This is a genomic window from Variovorax boronicumulans, assembly GCF_009811375.1.
GTDB lineage: Bacteria > Pseudomonadota > Gammaproteobacteria > Burkholderiales > Burkholderiaceae_C > Variovorax > Variovorax boronicumulans.
The window spans coordinates 608,186-624,531 of the sequence record NZ_BKDH01000001.1; the positions used below are offsets into that span (position 1 = coordinate 608,186).

The 16,346-nt window shown below is 67.7% G+C and carries 14 protein-coding genes; 4 read left to right on the top strand and 10 right to left on the bottom strand.

Features of this window, described 5'->3' with window-relative positions; translation table 11 throughout:
- Position 1: 1 nt before the first annotated feature.
- From VHAB30_RS02885 to VHAB30_RS02920, 8 genes are all read right to left on the bottom strand, one after another.
- Positions 2–772 carry an ABC transporter permease gene (locus VHAB30_RS02885; protein WP_139702026.1) on the bottom strand — a complete coding sequence of 257 codons (771 nt, stop codon included), beginning with the start codon at positions 770–772 and terminating at the stop codon, positions 2–4.
- 10 nt (positions 773–782) lie between these two features.
- A complete protein-coding gene (locus VHAB30_RS02890) occupies positions 783–1,640 on the bottom strand; it encodes an ABC transporter ATP-binding protein (RefSeq protein WP_070062386.1) in 858 nt (285 codons plus the stop codon).
- The gene (locus VHAB30_RS02895) at positions 1,640–2,674 is read right to left on the bottom strand and encodes an ABC transporter substrate-binding protein (protein WP_062473355.1); all 1,035 of its coding nucleotides are present in this window, start codon (positions 2,672–2,674) and stop codon (positions 1,640–1,642) included. The genes VHAB30_RS02890 and VHAB30_RS02895 overlap by 1 nt, the downstream gene beginning before the upstream one ends.
- Positions 2,675–2,829: 155 nt before the next feature.
- On the bottom strand, positions 2,830–3,828 hold the full coding sequence (locus VHAB30_RS02900) for a TRAP transporter substrate-binding protein (RefSeq protein ID WP_159275740.1): 999 nt from the start codon (positions 3,826–3,828) through the stop codon (positions 2,830–2,832).
- A 49-nt stretch (positions 3,829–3,877) separates the two neighbouring features.
- A complete protein-coding gene (locus VHAB30_RS02905; protein ID WP_062473357.1) occupies positions 3,878–5,143 on the bottom strand; it encodes a TRAP transporter large permease in 1,266 nt (421 codons plus the stop codon).
- 1 nt (position 5,144) lies between these two features.
- On the bottom strand, positions 5,145–5,762 hold the full coding sequence (locus VHAB30_RS02910; protein ID WP_159275741.1) for a TRAP transporter small permease: 618 nt from the start codon (positions 5,760–5,762) through the stop codon (positions 5,145–5,147).
- A gap of 38 nt (positions 5,763–5,800) precedes the next feature.
- On the bottom strand, positions 5,801–6,715 hold the full coding sequence (locus VHAB30_RS02915; RefSeq protein ID WP_062473360.1) for a dihydrodipicolinate synthase family protein: 915 nt from the start codon (positions 6,713–6,715) through the stop codon (positions 5,801–5,803).
- A gap of 282 nt (positions 6,716–6,997) precedes the next feature.
- Positions 6,998–7,774 carry an IclR family transcriptional regulator gene (locus VHAB30_RS02920; protein WP_159275742.1) on the bottom strand — a complete coding sequence of 259 codons (777 nt, stop codon included), beginning with the start codon at positions 7,772–7,774 and terminating at the stop codon, positions 6,998–7,000.
- A gap of 160 nt (positions 7,775–7,934) precedes the next feature.
- On the opposite strand from VHAB30_RS02920, the gene VHAB30_RS02925 reads away from it, so the two are divergent.
- From VHAB30_RS02925 to VHAB30_RS02935, 3 genes are read left to right on the top strand one after another with little or no spacing between them, the layout of a single operon-like run.
- Complete coding sequence (locus VHAB30_RS02925) at positions 7,935–9,596, top strand: OPT/YSL family transporter (RefSeq protein ID WP_159275743.1); 1,662 nt, start codon at positions 7,935–7,937, stop codon at positions 9,594–9,596.
- 42 nt (positions 9,597–9,638) lie between these two features.
- On the top strand, positions 9,639–10,688 hold the full coding sequence (locus VHAB30_RS02930) for an S-methyl thiohydantoin desulfurase domain-containing protein (RefSeq protein ID WP_159275744.1): 1,050 nt from the start codon (positions 9,639–9,641) through the stop codon (positions 10,686–10,688).
- Positions 10,689–10,701: 13 nt separating this feature from the next.
- Positions 10,702–11,493: an aspartate/glutamate racemase family protein gene (locus VHAB30_RS02935; protein ID WP_159275745.1), complete on the top strand. Its 792-nt coding sequence runs from the start codon at positions 10,702–10,704 to the stop codon at positions 11,491–11,493.
- Positions 11,494–11,567: 74 nt separating this feature from the next.
- Here VHAB30_RS02935 and VHAB30_RS02940 read toward each other — a convergent pair whose 3' ends face one another.
- Positions 11,568–13,868, bottom strand: a complete 2,301-nt coding sequence (locus VHAB30_RS02940; protein WP_070062392.1) for an NADP-dependent malic enzyme — start codon at positions 13,866–13,868, stop codon at positions 11,568–11,570.
- A gap of 220 nt (positions 13,869–14,088) precedes the next feature.
- On the opposite strand from VHAB30_RS02940, the gene VHAB30_RS02945 reads away from it, so the two are divergent.
- Positions 14,089–15,429, top strand: coding sequence for an NAD(P)/FAD-dependent oxidoreductase (locus VHAB30_RS02945; RefSeq protein ID WP_159275746.1), 1,341 nt, complete (start codon positions 14,089–14,091; stop codon positions 15,427–15,429).
- 2 nt (positions 15,430–15,431) lie between these two features.
- Here VHAB30_RS02945 and VHAB30_RS02950 read toward each other — a convergent pair whose 3' ends face one another.
- Positions 15,432–16,343, bottom strand: a complete 912-nt coding sequence (locus VHAB30_RS02950; RefSeq protein ID WP_159275747.1) for a 2-hydroxy-3-oxopropionate reductase — start codon at positions 16,341–16,343, stop codon at positions 15,432–15,434.
- Between the last annotated feature and the right edge of the window lie 3 nt (positions 16,344–16,346).

Consider the following 16,346-nt stretch of genomic DNA (forward strand, 5'->3'; position numbering starts at 1 on the left):
TTTATGCGTTCTGCGAGCCGCGGTGCGCCCAGCCTGTCGTGTGCTTCTCGATGAGGCTGAACAGCTCATACATGATCATCGCCATCGCACCCACCACCATCAGGCCCGCGAAGGCCAGGCCCATCTGCATGGCCGAGCCGGCCGAGATCAGCAGGTAGCCGATGCCCTCGTTGGCGGCGGTCATCTCCGACACCGTGGTGCCGACGAAGGCCAGCGTGATCGCCACCTTCAGCGAGCCGAAGAAGTAGGGCATGGAGCGCGGCAGGCCGATCTTGATGAGCACGTCCCAGCGCTTGGCACCCAGCACGCGCAGCACGTCTTCCAGCTCGGGCTCGAGCGTGGCCAGGCCGGTCGCGATGTTCACCATGATCGGGAAGAAGCTGATCAGAAACGCCGTGAGGATCGCCGGCCCGATGCCGATGCCGAACCACACAACCAGGATCGGCACGAAGGCCGCCTTGGGCAGGGCGTTGAAGGCCGTCATGAGCGGGTAGATCGCCGCATAGGCCAGGCGCGAGCTGCCGATCACGAAGCCCAGCAGCACGCCCACCACGATCGCCAGGCCAAAGCCCGCCATCGTGACCCAGAAGGTGCGCCACGCGTGGCCCGCGATGATTTCCTTGAACTCCCAGAACTGCTCCCAGATGCGCAGCGGGCTGGGAAAGATGAAGTCCGACACGCCGAAGCCCGCGCAGATCACCTGCCACAGCAGGAGCACCGCCACGAGCAGCAGCCACGGCGACCAGCGCTCGAGTTGTTTGCTGTTTTTCATTGCCGCCTCCTCAGTGCGCCGCCGCCGCGGCGGAGGGGGTGGTGGCGTTGCCGCGGATGGCGCCGATGTGGCCGCGCAACTCGAGCACGATGTCGGTGAACTCCTTGGTGTAGGTCAGCTCCAGCTCGCGCGGGCGCGGCAGGTCGATCTCGCGCTTGACCACGAAGCGCCCGGGGCTCTTGCTCATCACGTACACCGTGTCGGCCAGGAACACCGACTCGCGCAGGTCGTGCGTGACCAGGATCACGTTGAACTGCTGCTCGGTCCACAGGTCGCGCAGGATGCACCACAGCTCCTCGCGCGTGAACGCGTCGAGCGCGCCGAAGGGCTCGTCCAGCAGCAGCATCTTGGGCTCGTGGATGAGCGCGCGGCAGATGCTCGCGCGCTGCTGCATGCCGCCCGAGAGCTGCCACGGAAACTTGTCCTCGTAGCCGCCCAGGCCGACCTTCTGCAGCAGGCGGCGGGCGCGCTCTTCGTATTCCTTGCGTTTCGCTTTGAAGTTCGAGCGGTAGGGCTCGACGATTTCCAGCGGCAGCAGCACGTTGTCGACCGTGGTGCGCCACGGCAGCAGCGAAGGCGCCTGGAAGGCCATGCCCGAGATCTTCAGCGGCCCGGTCACGGGCTGGCCGTCGATGCGGATCTTGCCCATCGAGGGCATCTTCAGCCCCGTGGTGAGCTTCATGAAGGTCGACTTGCCGCAGCCCGAGGGGCCGACGATGGCGATGAACTCGCCGCGCGTCACCTTCAGGTCGATGGCCTCGACCGCGAAGTGGTTGGCGCGCAGCAACTCTTCGTTGTAGGCGAGCCAGACGTCCTGGAAATCGACGAAGGGGGCGGCTGCGTCGGGTGTCGTTGCGCCGGCCGCCATCACTTGCGCAGGATTCCGCTGAGCTCGGCCGCGGGCGGGAGCATGGCCGCGGTCCACACGGCGTCGGGGCTCACGCGCGTCTTGGTGTTGAAGGCGTCGGAGACCTGCGAGGCCATGAGCGACATGCGGCCCGCGTTGACGGCGCCGAAGCCGTCGGTGCGCGCGTCGGCGCTGTTGATGACGGTGTCGATGGCCAGTTGCAGGCGGCGCGTCTCGAGCTTGCTGTCGATGATGCCGTCGCGCGCCTTCACCGACTCGATGCCCAGGGCCGGGTTGGCGATGACTTCCTTGGCGCCCTTGGCAAAGGCCGAGAGGAACTTCTTCACCGCCGCCGGGTTGTCCTTGAGCAGCTTGGGCGAGGCGATGATCACGTTGCCATACAGCTTCACGCCGTAGTCGGGGTAGGGCAGGATCACCACGTCGGCCGCCTTGGCGCCGCGCGCTTCCAGGTTGAGCAGCGAGGTGAACGTGAAGCCCGTGATGGCGTCGATGTCGCCGCGCACCAGCATGGTCTCGCGCAGCGTCGGGTCCATGGCGGTCCAGTTCACGGCACCGATGTTGTTGGCCTTGGCGAAGATCGGGAACGCGCGGCGGCCGGCGTCGAACACCGGCGCGCCCAGCTTCTTGCCGGCGAGGTCGGCCGGCTTGGTGATGCCGCTCTTCTTGAGCGCCATGACCGAGGCCGGTGTGTTGTTGTAGACCATCATCACGGCCACCGGCTTGTTCGGGCTGTCGGGGTTGTTGGCGTGGAACTCCATCAGCGCCGCGAGGTCGGCAAAGCCCATGTCGTAGGCGCCCGAGGCCACGCGCGTCACGGTGCCGCCCGAGCCGTTGCCGGCGTCGATGGTCACGTCCAGGCCGGCGGCCTTGAAGTAGCCCTTGGCCGCGGGGTGCAGGAACAGCGCGGCCGGTCCTTCGAAACGCCAGTCGAGCTGGAACTTGATCGGCGTCGGGCTCTGGGCCATGGCCGAAGACAGGCCGAAGCTGAGGGCCGAGGCGGCGAGGAAGGACTGGATCAGTTGACGCTTGTTCATGCGGGTTCCGTGAATGTGAATGCTTCGGCATTCAAGCAAAAACGGTGCCCGCACGCGATTGGTGCGAACCCTTCCGGTGAATCACCGAGGTGCGTGGCCCGCCCAGGGCGTGTGCGGCGTGCACCGCGCCTGGGAATCCGGGCCGTGGACCGCCGTCAGAGCGCGGCGCCGATCTTGCGCAGCTCGGCGATCTGCGGCGCCTTGGGCAGCCAGACCTTGTCGAATTCGGCGATGACCGGCGCGGGGTTGTAGTTGCTGGCGTTCTTGATCGCGATGCCGCTGGCCTTGAACTTGTCGATGAGGCCCAGCTCGGTGGTCACGATGTCCTTGATCTGCGCGTCGAGCTGCTGCTTCACGAGGTCGGTGATGAGCGCCTTGTCCTTCGCGTCGAGCGTCTGCCAGATGCGGCCCGACACCAGCGGCGCGAAGGGCATGAACAGCGCGTTCATCGGCAGCAGCGTTTTCGAGACGCGGTCGAAGCGCTGGTTCCACGAGAACTCGATGTCGGCTTCGAGCCCGTCGACCTGGCCGTTGGACATGGCGTCGAACACGCCCGGTGTGGGAATGGGCGTGGGCGCAGCGCCCAGCAATTGGTAGAAGTCGCGGTACACCGGCGTGGGGTTGATGCGCAGCTTCATGCCCTTCAGGTCGGTGGGCGAGGCGATGTCCTTGGTCGCGAACACCACGCGCATGCCGGTGATGCCCCAGCCCAGGCCGATGGTGCCGGTCTCGCGCGGCAGCACGTCGAGCAGCTTGAGCGCCGCGGACGTGCGCACGAGCGAGGCGACGTTGGTGGTCGAGCGCACGAGGTAGGGCGCATTGATGGCCGCCACGCTCGCCACGCGCGAGCCGAGTTCGGCGGCTTGAATCCAGCCCATGTCGAGCGCGCCCGACTGCAGCTGCTGCATCATGGCCGACTCGTTGCCGAGCTGGCCCGAATGGAACACCGTGGCGCTCAGGCGGCCGTCGGTGGCCTTCTTCAGCGCCTCGCCGAAGCTCACCGCGGCGCGGTTCCACGAGTGGCCCGCGGGCGTGATGAGGCCCAGGCGGAATTCCTTGGCGGCGGCGGCACGCGACACGGTGCCGAAGAGGGTGGTCGACGCGGCGGCGGTGCCGGCGGCGGCCTGGACGAACTGGCGGCGGGAGAGGGGCATGCGAAGCTCCTGTGGGGTGAGGTGAATGAACGGGAACGCGGATCAGCGCTTACTTGATGAGCGCCAGGGACAGACTCGGGAACAGCGACAGCAGCACCAGCGCCACGCAGCAGATCAGGAAGAAGGGCAGCGTGACGATGAACATCTTTCCGGGCTTGGCGCCGGTCACCGCCGACGCCACGAAGAAGCTCAGCCCCACCGGCGGCGTCATCAGCCCGAGCACGAGGTTGATCACCACCACCACGCCGAAGTGGCGCGGGTCGATGCCGTAGATCTCCGTCGCGATGGGCAAGAGGATCGGCACGGTCATGATGAGACCGGGAATGCCGTCGATCACGGTGCCGATCACCAGCAGGATCACATTCACCAGCAGCAGGAAGGCGATCGGGTCCTTCGCCACGGTCTGAATCCATGCGGCCGTGGCCTGCGGCACCTTGCCGTAGATCAGCAGCCACGAGAACACCGCGGCCGCCGCCACCAGGAACAGCACCACCGCCGAGTAGATCGCCGACTTCAGAAGGATCTGCGGAATCATCGCGAAGCGGAATTCCTTGGTCACGTAGCGCCCCACCAGCACCGCCGCCACTGCGCCCACCGCCGCCGATTCGGTGGGGTTGGCCAAGCCGCCGAGAATCGAGCCGACGATCACGATGGGAATGAGCAGCGTCGGGCAGGCCGTGAGGATCGTGTGCAGCCGCTGGCGGGCGGTGCGCTTTTCGGTGCGCGGGTAGTTGTAGATCACGCCCATGCCGGCGATGACGATGAAGAACAGCACCGTGAGGATCACGCCGGGGATGATCCCCGCGATGAGCATGTCGCCCACCGCCACCTGCGCGAGCACGCTGTACACCACGAACATCACCGAGGGCGGAATGATCGGGCCGAGCATGCCGCCGTACACCGTGATGCCGGCCGCGAAGGTCTTGTCGTAGCCCTGCTTCTCCATCTCGGGCACCATGATCTGGCTCATGATCGCCACCTGCGCGGTGGCCGAGCCGATGATCGACGACACCAGCATGTTCGCCAGGATGTTCACGTAGGCCAGGCCGCCTTTCACCGAGCCGATGAAGGCCAGCGCGAGGTCGACGAGGCGCCGCGTGATGCCGCCGCCGTTCATGATCTCGCCGATGAGGATGAACAGCGGAATCGCAATGAGGCTGTAGCTGTCGACGCCGCCGAACATCTGCACCGGGAACGACTGGAACAGCACCGTGTCGCCCGAGTTGAGGATGTAGACGATGCCCGACAGGCACAGGCAGGCACCGATCGGCACGCCGACCAGCATGATCAGCAGGAAGAAGGCAGAGGTCAGCATTTCAGTTCACGGCGTCCGCGTTGGCGACATGGAACTCGTCGTGCGTGCGCTTGGGCTGCAGGCCGAGGTCTTCGAAGAGGTTGGCCAGCGCATGCACGCTGAGGGTGAGCGCGAAGATCGGCAGGATGAGCTGCACCACCCACGTCGGCCAGTCGAGCGTCTGCGTGCGCTCGGTGTAGAGAAAGTTGAAGCTCTCGGCCGCGAATTCCTTCGCGTCGAAGCCGTGGCGCACGATGCCCGCCGGGTCCATCCACAGCCAGCACATCGCGAGCAGGGCCTGCCCGAGCAGCAGCACGCCGCCCGAGGCGCTGGCCTTGGCGACGCGCGCGGCCCGGGTGCCGAGCTTGTCGGTGAGCAGGGTCACCGCAAAGTCCAGCCGCAGCCGCGTCATCGCCGACGCACCGATGAAGGTGAGCCAGACCACGCAGTACACCGAGGCCTCGTCCACCCAGTAGAGCGGAAAGCCGCCGTAGCGCGTGACCACGTTCAGCAGCACCAGCACGATGAGCAACCCCATGAGGCTGCTGAGCAGGTGGCGCTCGCAGCGCAGGACGAAGTCCGACGCGTCGAGCACGCGGCGGGACAGGCCGCCGCTTTCTTTCAAGGCGTTTTCTTGCATGGTGTTCTGGGCCTTGCGGTGCGTCGTGCGCGCGGCGATTACATGACCGACTGGTACTGCGCGGGCCGCGTGGCCAGCGCCTTGGCGACGACCTTCTCGATGAAGGCGCGCTCCTCGCCGATGAGCGGCAGGCGCGGGCGGCGCATGTGCTCGGTGCCCACGCCCACCAGCAGGTCGATGAGCTTGAGGTTCTGCACCAGCTTGGTCGACACGTCCAGGTGCAGCATCGGCGTCATCCACTGGTACAGCTTCAGGGCTTCGGCAAACTTGCCCGCCTTCATCAGGTCGTACAGCGCGACCGTCTCGCGCGGGAAGGCGCAACCGACACCGGCCAGCAGGCCGTCGCAGCCCAGCGCCAGGCCTTCGTAGGCCAGGTCGTCCACGCCCAGGAACAGCTGGTAGCGGTCGCCCACCGTGTTGCGCAGGTCGGTGATGCGACGGATGTCGTCGGTGCTCTCCTTGATCGCCGCGATCCACTCGCAGTCGGCCAGCTCGACCATGTGTTGGGGCTTGAGGTCCACGCGGTAGGCCACCGGGTTGTTGTAGACCATGATGGGTTTCTGGGCCGCGTTGGCGATGGTGCGCACGTTGAGCATCGCTTCGCGCGCGTCGGCCACGTAGATCACCGAAGGCATGACCATGTAGCCGGCCACGCCCAGCTTGTTGGCGCCGTCGACGTAGCGCAGGGCTTCGCGGGTGCTGGTCTCCGAGACGTTGGCCAGCACGGGGATGCGGCCGTCGGCGGCTTCCAGGGCAATCTTGGCGACCTGCAGCTTTTCTTCCAGCGTCAGCGTGCTGGCTTCACCGAGCGAGCCGCAGGTGACGAGGCCGTGGATGCCGTTGCGGATCTGGAAGTCGATGTGGCGGGCGGTGCCCTCGGCGTCGATGCTTTCGTCGGCGTGGAACTTGGTGGTGATGGCGGGGAAGATGCCTTGCCAGCGGGGATTGCTCATGAACGCGTACCTCGAAAAAAGAAGAAAAGGGCGCTGCGGACAGCGGTCGAAACCAGGGCTTGAGGGCTTGGTTTTTAAATATATTAGTAAGATATGAGAAATATCTGCTCAGGGTATTAGCAGATTGCATGCCAGCCGAAATGGTGGTTGGAGGCTTCTGGAAAGGGCGTTCGGGCCCCCGGAAGCACCGCCTTGGCGCACCCACGCCTCAGGATGCGGCGGACGAAAAAAGCCCCGCAGCGGTGAACGCGGCGGGGCGTGCGGCTTGCGCCGGCGCGGTGCTCAGGTCGGCGTCGTCGCCCCGAAGCCCAGCCAGTACGGATCGCCCACGCGCTTGCCCACACTGCTGGCCGCGTCGCGCACGGTGGCGCCGAAGCGCTCCACCAGCGCTTCCGACAGCTGCTCCGCGGGCAGCGCGATGCCGAAGGCGTAGGTCTGGCGCGTGGCGGGGTCGAGCACCGCCGACGAGATACCCGCCACGTTGGTCACGTACTCGCCGCGCGACAGGGCCCAGCCGGTGTCGCGGATCACGGCCAGGCGCGCCAGCAGGTCCTTGCGCGTCTTCGGTGCGTGGCCGCGGCCCTGGTCGAGCTTGGTGCCGATCAGGGCGCCCACTTCGTCGTCGTCCAGGCGCGCCAGCAGCGCGCGGCCCATGGCGCTCGAGTAGGCCGGGGCACGGCTGCCCGGCGGCGTGTAGATCTGCAGCGCGCCGGCGCCGGTGCGCATTTGGATCACGAGCGTGTCGGTGCCGTCCAGCACGTTGATGTAGCCCGTGCAGCCCGTCTCGCGCACCAGCGCGTCGAGCGCCTCCTCGACCAGCGAGGCCGTGTTGCGCGAGGCGCGGAAGTGGTACGAGGCTTCCATGATCACGCCGCCCGGGCGGTAGGCGCGCGTGGCCGCGTCGCGGTCCAGGAAGCCGTAGCCGGCCATCATGCTCAGCGTGCGCGAGGCCGAGCTCTTGGGCAGGCCCAACTCGGTCACGACGTCCGTCACCGTGATGTCGCGGCGCAGCCGCGCGATCAGCTTCAGGACGTCCATGGCGTTGGCAAGGGTGCTCATCGTGTTCGATAGGTTGGGGTGGGAATCATAGGTTCGGCGCCGGTGCGTCTTTTCGGCCGACCCGGGTGAACGCCCGCTTGACAGCCGAAAGTACGGTTTTATCATTCAGTCCAAGTTTATTGGACATGGTTCCAAAATATGGAACTAACAAGGAATGACCATGCACCATGAAGTGACCGCCGTCGCGCCGCTGGAAGACGAGGGCGCCGGGCACACCGCGCCGCCGCCGGCCGCGCTGCATCCCAAGGCGCTCGCGCCCGCCAACCTGATCCTCACGGTGGTGCTGAGCGTGTTCGGCGCCATCGTCGGCATCCAGATGCTGGCCAGCCTGGGCATCACGCCGAGCACCTCGCTGATCGGCGCGCTCGCGGCCATGACGCTGGCGCGCGTGCCGCTGGCCATGTTCCGGGGCTTTCGCTCGGTGCATGCGCAGAACCTGGCGCAGACGAGCATCTCGTCGGCCACCTTCGGCGCGGCCAACAGCCTGTTCCTGCCGATCGGCATTCCTTTCCTGTTCGGCCTGCCGCAGATGGTGGTGCCGATGCTCATCGGCGTGAGCCTGGCGATGCTGCTCGACGCCTGGCTGCTGTACCGCATGTTCGACACGCCGGCCTTCCCGGCCAAGAACCCGTGGCCGCTGGGCATCGCCGCGGCCGAGGCCATCAAGGCAGGCGACAGCGGCGGCAAGCAGGCCTGGCTGCTGCTGGGCGGGCTGGCCACCGGCGTGGCGGGCGCGGTGTTCAAGCTGCCGATGTCGGCCTTCGGCGTGGCGCTGATCGGCGGGCTCGGCGCCATGACCGCCTTCGGCATCGGGCTGCTGGTGCGCGGCTATTCGGCGCCGCTGTTCGGCTTCGACATCGGCACGCGCTACGTGCCGCACGGGATGATGATCGGCGCCGGCCTCGTCGCGCTGGTGCAGGTGGCGCGCGTGGTGCTGAAGAAGCACGGGCGCGCGGCCGACACTGACAGCACCGCCGCGACGAAAGAGGCGCTGGCCGAGGCGCGCGGCGCCAGCGTGCTCGGCCGCTCGCTCAAGCTGGGCGGCGCGGGCTACCTCGCGATCATGGTGCTGCTGTGCGCGGGCACCGGCATCTACACCGGCATGTCGCCGGGCATGCTGGCCTTGTTCATCGTGTACGGCACCTTCGCGGCCTTCGTGCACGAGCTCATCGTGGGCATCGCGGCCATGCACTCGGGCTGGTTCCCGGCCTTCGCGGTGGCGCTGATCTCGCTGCTGCTGGGCATCCTGATCGGCTTTCCGCCCGAGGCGCTGGTGGTGCTGGCCGGCTTCTCGGCCGCCACCGGCCCGGCCTTTGCGGACATGGGCTACGACCTCAAGGCCGGCCACCTGCTGCGCGGCGAGGCCTCGGGCTCGGCCTTCGAACTCGAAGGCCGGCGCGAACAGATGATCGCCGGCATGGTCGGCTTCGGCGTGGCGATCGTGGTGGTGGCCTGCGCCTACCCGCTGTTCTTCGCCAACCACCAGACCGCGCCGATCAACGCCGCCTACGTGGCCGCGATCAAGGCCGGCATCTCGGGCGAGACCGCGCGCAACCTGGCGCTGTGGGCCGTGCCCGGCGCGCTGCTGCAGCTGGCGGGCGGGCCGCGCCAGCAGCTGGGCGTGCTGTTCGCCACCGGCCTGCTCATCGCCAGCCCGATGGCCGGCTGGATGGTCGCCGCCGGCATCGCTTGCCGGCTCGCGGTGCATGCCGTGCTCGGCGCCGCTGCGCGCGAACGGCTCGAGGTGTTCGCCGGCGGCGTCATCGCGGGCGACGCGCTGTACAGCTTCTTCTCGGGCGCGGTGAAGAGCCTGCGCAAGTAGTTCTCCTTCTTTCCTTTCATCACACACACAGGAATCGAATCCATGAAACGCAATCTGACCAGCGACGACGTCCGCGCGGCCATCTGGGGCGGCGCCATCCTCGGCGGCGGGGGCGGCGGGCTCATTGCGGCCGGCGAGCGCGCCGCGCGGCTGGCGCTGCAGGTCGGCACGCCGCAGCTGTGGAGCGTCGACGAGTTCGACGACGCCGCGCTCACCGCCACCATGGCCCTCGTGGGTGCGCCGGCCGCGCCCGACCCGCACGTGCAGCCGGCGCACCTGCTGCGCACGCTGGAGCTGCTGCGGCGCGAGCTGCCGGCGGGCCAGAAGCTGGTCGCGTTGCATGCCAACGAGAACGGCGCCGAGACCACGGTCAACGGCTGGTTTCACGCCGCCATGACCGGCCTGCCCGTGATCGACCTCGCGTGCAACGGCCGCGCCCACCCCTCGAGCGTGATGGGCGCGCTGGGCCTGCACACCGAGCCCGACTACCTCTCGGTGCAGGCCTACGCGGGCGGCGAGCCGCACCGTTATGTCGAAGGCGTGGTGTCGGGCCGGCTCGAACAGACCTCGGCCGTGGTGCGCCGCGCCTCGGTGGAGGCGGGCGGCCTCGTGGCCGTGGCGCGCAACCCCGTGACCGTGGGCTACGCGCGCCAGCACGGCGCGCCGGGCGCCATCAGCCACGCCATCGCGCTGGGCCAGGCCTTCCTGGACGGCGGCGTCGATGCCGTGGCCCGTTCGCTCGACGGCCGCCTCGTCGCCGAGGGCACGGTGCGCAGCTACCGCTGCGAGCAGCAGGAAGGGCTGGACGTCGGCGTGGTCGAGCTCGACGACGCGGCCGGCACCACGCTGCGCTTCATCAACGAGTACATGCTGCTGGCGCAGGGCGGCGAGCGCATCGCGCGCTTTCCCGACCTGATCATGACCTTCTCGGACGACGGCCAGCCCGTGGTGTCGGCGCATGTGCGCCAGGGCGCGCGGCTGCGCGTGCTGGTGGCGCCACGCGCGCGGCTGCTGCTGTCGCGCACCATGTTCATGCCCGAGCTGTACCGGCCGCTCGAGAAGTCGCTGGGCGAAGCCTTCGCGCCGGCCTGAACGGAGAAGCCACATGACACTGCGCATCCGCTGGATCCGGGCCGTCGGCAACGACACCTACAACGCGCGCTTCGCGCAAGAGTTCGCGCAGGTGAAGAACCCTGGCACCGAGGTCGAGGTGGTGTCGCTGCGCAACGCCTCGGTGCAGCACCACGTCGAGTACCAGAGCTACGAGGCGCTGCTGGGCGCCGACATCGTGCGCGCCGTGCGCGACACCGCGCAGCAGGGCTTCGACGCCGTGGTGGTCGGCTGCTTCTACGACCCGGTGCTGGTCGAGGCGCGCGAAATCTCCGGTCAGACGGTGGTGGTCGCGCCCTGCCAAGCCTCGTTCGAGGTCGCGTCCAACCTGGCGCAGAAGGTGTCGGTGATCGTGGGCCGGCGCAAGTGGGTGCCGCGCATCGAGGCGCGCGTGCGCGAGTACGGCTATGCGCACCTGATCGCCTCGTTCCGCGCGCTGGAACTCGGCGTGGAAGACTTCCAGCGCGACCGCGACGAAACCGTGCGCCGCATGATCGCGCAGGGCCGCCGCGCCATCGACGAGGACGGCGCCGAGGCGCTCATCCTGGGCTGCACGCTCGAGTTCGGCTTCTACCGCCAGTTGCAGGACACGCTGGGCGTGCCCGTCATCGATTCGGCGCTGGCCGCCTTCAAGCGCGCCGAGGCGCTGGCCGACATGAAACAGCGTTTCGATTGGAAGCCCAGTCGCGTCGGCGGCTGCGAGCCACCGCCTGAAGACAAGGAGCTGCTGGCCTGGAACGTGTTCGACCCGGCCGACGTGCCCGTGGTGTCGCTCGTGCGCGCCTGAGCATTGCGCCATGAAAAACGCCCCGCCGCGGAGACCGCGACGGGGCGTTGTGTTTCATCGACGAAACGTCGGCGTCAGTCCTGGGACTTCACCTTCGCCACGGCCAGCGCCGTCATGTTGATGATGCGGCGCACCGTCGCCGAAGGCGTCAGCACGTGCGCCGAGCTCGCGCCACCCAGCAGGATCGGGCCCACCGTGATGCCGTTCGCGCCCGTCATCTTCAGCACGTTGTAGAGGATGTGCGCCGAGTCGAGGTTCGGGCACACCAGCAGGTTGGCCTCGCCCGTGAGCGTGGTCTCGGGCAGGGCGGTGCGGCGGATCTCGTCGGACAGCGCGGCGTCGCCGTGCATCTCGCCGTCGCACTCGATGTCGGGTGCCATCTGCGAGAACAGGTCGCGCGCCAGGCGCATCTTGCGCGCCGAGCCGCGGCTGGAGGTGCCGTAGTTCGAGTGCGACAGGAAGGCCACCTTCGGCGGCAGGCCGAAGCGGCGCACCTCTTCGGCGGCCATCACGGCGATACTGGCCAGCAGTTCGGCGCTCGGGTCTTCGTTCACGTTGGTGTCGGTGATGAACACCGTGCGCTTTTCGAGCGTGAGCGCGTTCAGCGTGGCGAAGCCGGGCGCGCCGCGCTTCAGGCCGATCAGGTTGCGGATGTGCTCCAGGTGCACATCGAAGCGCCCGACCAGGCCGCAGATCATCGCGTCGGCATCGCCCAGGTGCAGCATCAGCGCGGCGATGGTGGTGTTGGAGCGGCGCACCATGGTCTTGGCGGCCTCGGGCGTGACGCCGCGGCGGCCCATGAGCTTGTGGAAGCTCTCCCAGTAGGTGCGAAAGCGCGGATCGTCTTCCGGGTTCACGATCTCGAAGTCGGTGCCGGGGCGGATGTGCAGGCCGGCCTTCTGGATGCGTGCCTCGATCACCGCGGGGCGGCCCACCAGGATGGGCTGGGCCAGGCCTTCGTCGACCGCCCACTGCGCGGCGCGCAGCACGCGCTCATCTTCGCCCTCGGCGTAGGCCACGCGCTTGGTGGTGGAGATTTTTGCGGCGCTGAACACCGGGCGCATGAACATGCCCGTCTGGTAGACGAAGCGCGTCAGGTGCTGGCGGTAGGCCTCCATGTCCTCGATGGGGCGCGAGGCCACGCCCGAGGCGGCGGCCGCCTTGGCCACGGCCGGCGCGATGCGCAGGATCAGTCGCGAATCGAAGGGCTTCGGAATGATGTAGTCGGGGCCGAAGGCCAGCTCCTGGCCGGCGTAGGCGGTGGCCACCTCTTCGCTGATGTCGGCCTTGGTGAGGTCGGCAATCTCGCGCACGCAGGCCAGCTTCATTTCTTCCGTGATCTTGCTCGCGCCGCAGTCGAGCGCGCCGCGGAAGATGTACGGGAAGCACAGCACGTTGTTGACCTGGTTCGGGTAGTCCGAACGGCCCGTGGCAATGATGCAATCCGGGCGCACGGCCTTGGCCAGCTCGGGGCGGATTTCAGGCTCGGGGTTGGCCAGCGCCAGGATGATCGGCTGCGTGCCCATGGTCTTGACCATCTCGGCGCTCATGACGCCGGGGGCCGAGCAGCCCAGGAACACGTCGGCGTCCTTCACCACGTCGGCCAGGGTGCGCGCACCGGTGTCCTTCTGGGCGTAGCGGGCCTTCGATTCGTCGAAGCCGCCCGCGCGGCCCATGTAGATCAGGCCCTTGGAGTCGCAGGCGTAGATGTTGGCGGGCTTGGCGCCCAGGCCGACCATCACGTCCAGGCAGGCGATGGCGGCAGCGCCCGCGCCCGAGACGGCGATCTTGACGTCCTCGATCTTCTTGCCGACCAGTTCCAGGCCGTTGAGCAGCGCCGCGGCCGAGATGATGGCCGTGCCGTGCTGGTCGTCGTGGAACACGGGGATGTTCATGCGCTCGCGCAGCTTCTTCTCGATGTAGAAGCACTCGGGCGCCTTGATGTCCTCGAGGTTGATGCCGCCCAGCGTGGGCTCCAGCGCCGCGATGATGTCGACCAGCTTGTCGGGGTCGTTCTCGGCCAGCTCGATGTCGAACACGTCGATGCCGGCGAATTTCTTGAACAGGCAGCCTTTGCCTTCCATCACGGGCTTGGAGGCCAGCGGGCCGATGTTGCCCAGGCCCAGCACGGCGGTGCCGTTGGTGATGACGCCCACGAGGTTGCCGCGGGCGGTGTATTCGGCCGCGAGCGCGGGATCTTCCGCAATGTCGAGGCAGGGGTAGGCCACGCCCGGCGAGTAAGCCAGCGACAGGTCGCGCTGGTTCAGCAGGGGCTTGGTGGGGGTGATCGAGATCTTGCCCTTGACGGGCGAGCGGTGGTATTCGCGCGCTGCTTCTCGAAGTGCTTCTTCAGCGGGGGACAGGGATGCAGCCATTTGAAAAGTCTCCTAGGTTCTGGCGGGCAATGAGGCTACCGCAAAAGCGCGGCCTCTTCTCTCGGGGGGAACGACGAGACCCTCTATCTTCCGCCTGATCGAGAGGGTCTGCCGACTCGCTAAACTTCAACACCCCCGTTTCCGGGGGGCAAATCCGTGCCGCACGGGCGGTGCGGCGAACCAACGTCCACAACCACAGAACAACACGGAGGGACATCGAATGACACCCGGACCTTTCACCGGCACCGAGCCGGACGTCGTGGTCATCGGCGGAGGCCCTTCGGGCTCCACGGTGGCCGCCTTGCTCGCAGACAAGGGCCACGACGTGGTGCTGCTCGAGAAGGCGCAGCACCCGCGCTTTCACATCGGCGAATCCTTGCTGCCGATGAACATGCCGCTGTTCGACCGGCTCGGCGTGCGCACCGAGGTCGAGGCCATCGGCCTGCGCAAGCACGGCGCCGAGTTCGTCTCGCCCTGGCACGACCACAGCAGCCACTTCGACTTCGGCCAGGCGATGGACAAGAGTTTTCCCTATGCGGTGCACGTGCGCCGTTCGGAGTTCGACGAGCTGCTGTTCCGCCACGCCGGCAAGCGCGGCGCGCGCACCTTCGAGGGCCGGCGCGTCACCGGCGTCGACATGGACGCGGGCAAGGGCACGCCCGACAACCGGGCGCTGGTGAAGGTCAAGGCCGACGACGGCACCGAGACCGAATGGCGCCCGCGCTTCGTGATCGACGCCAGCGGGCGCGACACGCTGCTGTCGAACCAGTTCGACGCCAAGCAGCGCAACCGCAAGCATGCGAGCGCGGCGCTCTATGGCCACTTCGCCAACGCCGAGCGCCGGCCGGGCCGCTTCGAGGGCAATATCTCGCTCTTCTGGTTCGACCACGGCTGGTTCTGGTACATCCCGCTGAAGGACGGCACCGTGAGCGTGGGCGCCGTGGCCTCGCCGGCCTACTTCAAGCGGCGCCAGGGCGCCTCGCTCGAGGACTTCCTGATGCAGACCATCGCGCTGGCGCCCAAGCTGGCTGCGCGGCTGAAGAACGCCACGTTGATGGAAGGCGCCACCACCACCGGCAACTACGCCTACGACTCCAAGTTCTGCCGTGGCGACCGCTTCATGATGGTGGGCGACGCCTACGCCTTCGTCGACCCGATGTTCTCCTCGGGCGTGTACCTGGCGATGAACAGCGGCTTCGAGGCCGCGACCTGCGCCGACCACTGGCTCAAGGGCGAGGCGAAGGAGGCCGAGAAGGCCTTCCGCCATTACGAGAAGGTGATGAAGCACGGGCCGAAGATGTTCTCGTGGTTCATCTACCGCATCACCTCGCCCGCCATCCGCCGCCTGTTCATGGCGCCGCGCAACATCTGGCGCATGCAGGAGGCGCTCCTGTCCATCCTGGCCGGCGACCTGTTCCGCAACACGCCCATCGGGCCGCGCTTCTGGGGGTTCAAGGTGACGTACTACGCGTCGTGCCTGGGCATCCTGCCGCAGGCCGTGAAGACCTGGGCATGGCGCCGGCGCAACCTGAAAGAGTCTCTGGAGACTGCAAAGACCTAGTTTCAGTCGGGAGTCACGGTGTGCTGGGCGAGGGCTTCCAAAGCCTTCACCAGCGCCGAGTGATCCAGCTGGCCGTAGCCCATCGCCGCGCAGGCGTTCATCAGCTGCGCTGCGTTCGCGGTCTGCGGCAGCGCCACGCCCAGCGAACGGGCGCTTTGCATCGCCAGGTTCAGGTCCTTCTGGTGCAGCGCGATGCGGAAGCCCGGCGCGAAGGTGCGCTTGATCATGCGTTCGCCGTGCACTTCGAGGATGCGCGAGCTGGCGAAGCCGCCCATCAGCGCCTGGCGCACCTTGGCCGGGTCGGCGCCGGCCTTCGAGGCGAACACCAGGGCTTCGCTCACGGCGGCGATGTTCAGCGCCACGATGATCTGGTTGGCCACCTTGCAGACTTGGCCGTCGCCCGCGCCGCCCACCAGCGTCACGTTCTTGCCCATCTTGTCCAGCAGCGGCTTCACGCGGCCGAAGGTGCCTTCGTCGCCGCCGCACATGATCGTCAGGCTCGCGGCCTTGGCGCCCACTTCGCCGCCCGAGACCGGTGCGTCGATGTAGCCGGCGCCCAGCGCCACGATGCGGCGCGCGAATTCCTTGGTGGCGATCGGGTCGATGGAGCTGCAGTCCACCACGATCTTGCCCTGCGAACCCTTCAGGCCGTCGGCCACGCCTTCCGCGCCGGGGGCGCCGAACAGCACCTTCTCCACGTCAGGGGTGTCGGGCACCATGATGAAGACGATGTCGGCCTTGCGCGCCACTTCGGCGGCCGAGCCGCAGATGGTGGCCTTCGAGACGAAGGGTTCCGGCGTGTTGCCGTGCGTGTTCACGAAGAGCGTGTGGCCTGCGTCGAGCAGGTGGCCCGCCATGGGGGCGCCCATGATGCCCAGGCCGATGAATCCGATTTTTTGTGCTGCAGTGGTCATGTC

Excerpts from the sequence above, each read along its gene's own strand:
- VHAB30_RS02895 (WP_062473355.1), bottom strand. The coding sequence starts at position 2,674 with ATGAACAAGCGTCAACTGATCCAGTCCTTCCTCGCCGCCTCGGCCCTC.
- VHAB30_RS02945 (WP_159275746.1), top strand. The coding sequence starts at position 14,089 with ATGACACCCGGACCTTTCACCGGCACCGAGCCGGACGTCGTGGTCATC.
- VHAB30_RS02900 (WP_159275740.1), bottom strand. The coding sequence starts at position 3,828 with ATGCCCCTCTCCCGCCGCCAGTTCGTCCAGGCCGCCGCCGGCACCGCC.
- VHAB30_RS02910 (WP_159275741.1), bottom strand. The coding sequence starts at position 5,762 with ATGCAAGAAAACGCCTTGAAAGAAAGCGGCGGCCTGTCCCGCCGCGTG.
- VHAB30_RS02925 (WP_159275743.1), top strand. The coding sequence starts at position 7,935 with ATGCACCATGAAGTGACCGCCGTCGCGCCGCTGGAAGACGAGGGCGCC.
- VHAB30_RS02940 (WP_070062392.1), bottom strand. The coding sequence starts at position 13,868 with ATGGCTGCATCCCTGTCCCCCGCTGAAGAAGCACTTCGAGAAGCAGCG.
- VHAB30_RS02905 (WP_062473357.1), bottom strand. The coding sequence starts at position 5,143 with ATGCTGACCTCTGCCTTCTTCCTGCTGATCATGCTGGTCGGCGTGCCG.
- VHAB30_RS02885 (WP_139702026.1), bottom strand. The coding sequence starts at position 772 with ATGAAAAACAGCAAACAACTCGAGCGCTGGTCGCCGTGGCTGCTGCTC.
- VHAB30_RS02930 (WP_159275744.1), top strand. The coding sequence starts at position 9,639 with ATGAAACGCAATCTGACCAGCGACGACGTCCGCGCGGCCATCTGGGGC.
- VHAB30_RS02890 (WP_070062386.1), bottom strand. The coding sequence starts at position 1,640 with ATGGCGGCCGGCGCAACGACACCCGACGCAGCCGCCCCCTTCGTCGAT.
- VHAB30_RS02920 (WP_159275742.1), bottom strand. The coding sequence starts at position 7,774 with ATGAGCACCCTTGCCAACGCCATGGACGTCCTGAAGCTGATCGCGCGG.
- VHAB30_RS02935 (WP_159275745.1), top strand. The coding sequence starts at position 10,702 with ATGACACTGCGCATCCGCTGGATCCGGGCCGTCGGCAACGACACCTAC.
- VHAB30_RS02950 (WP_159275747.1), bottom strand. The coding sequence starts at position 16,343 with ATGACCACTGCAGCACAAAAAATCGGATTCATCGGCCTGGGCATCATG.
- VHAB30_RS02915 (WP_062473360.1), bottom strand. The coding sequence starts at position 6,715 with ATGAGCAATCCCCGCTGGCAAGGCATCTTCCCCGCCATCACCACCAAG.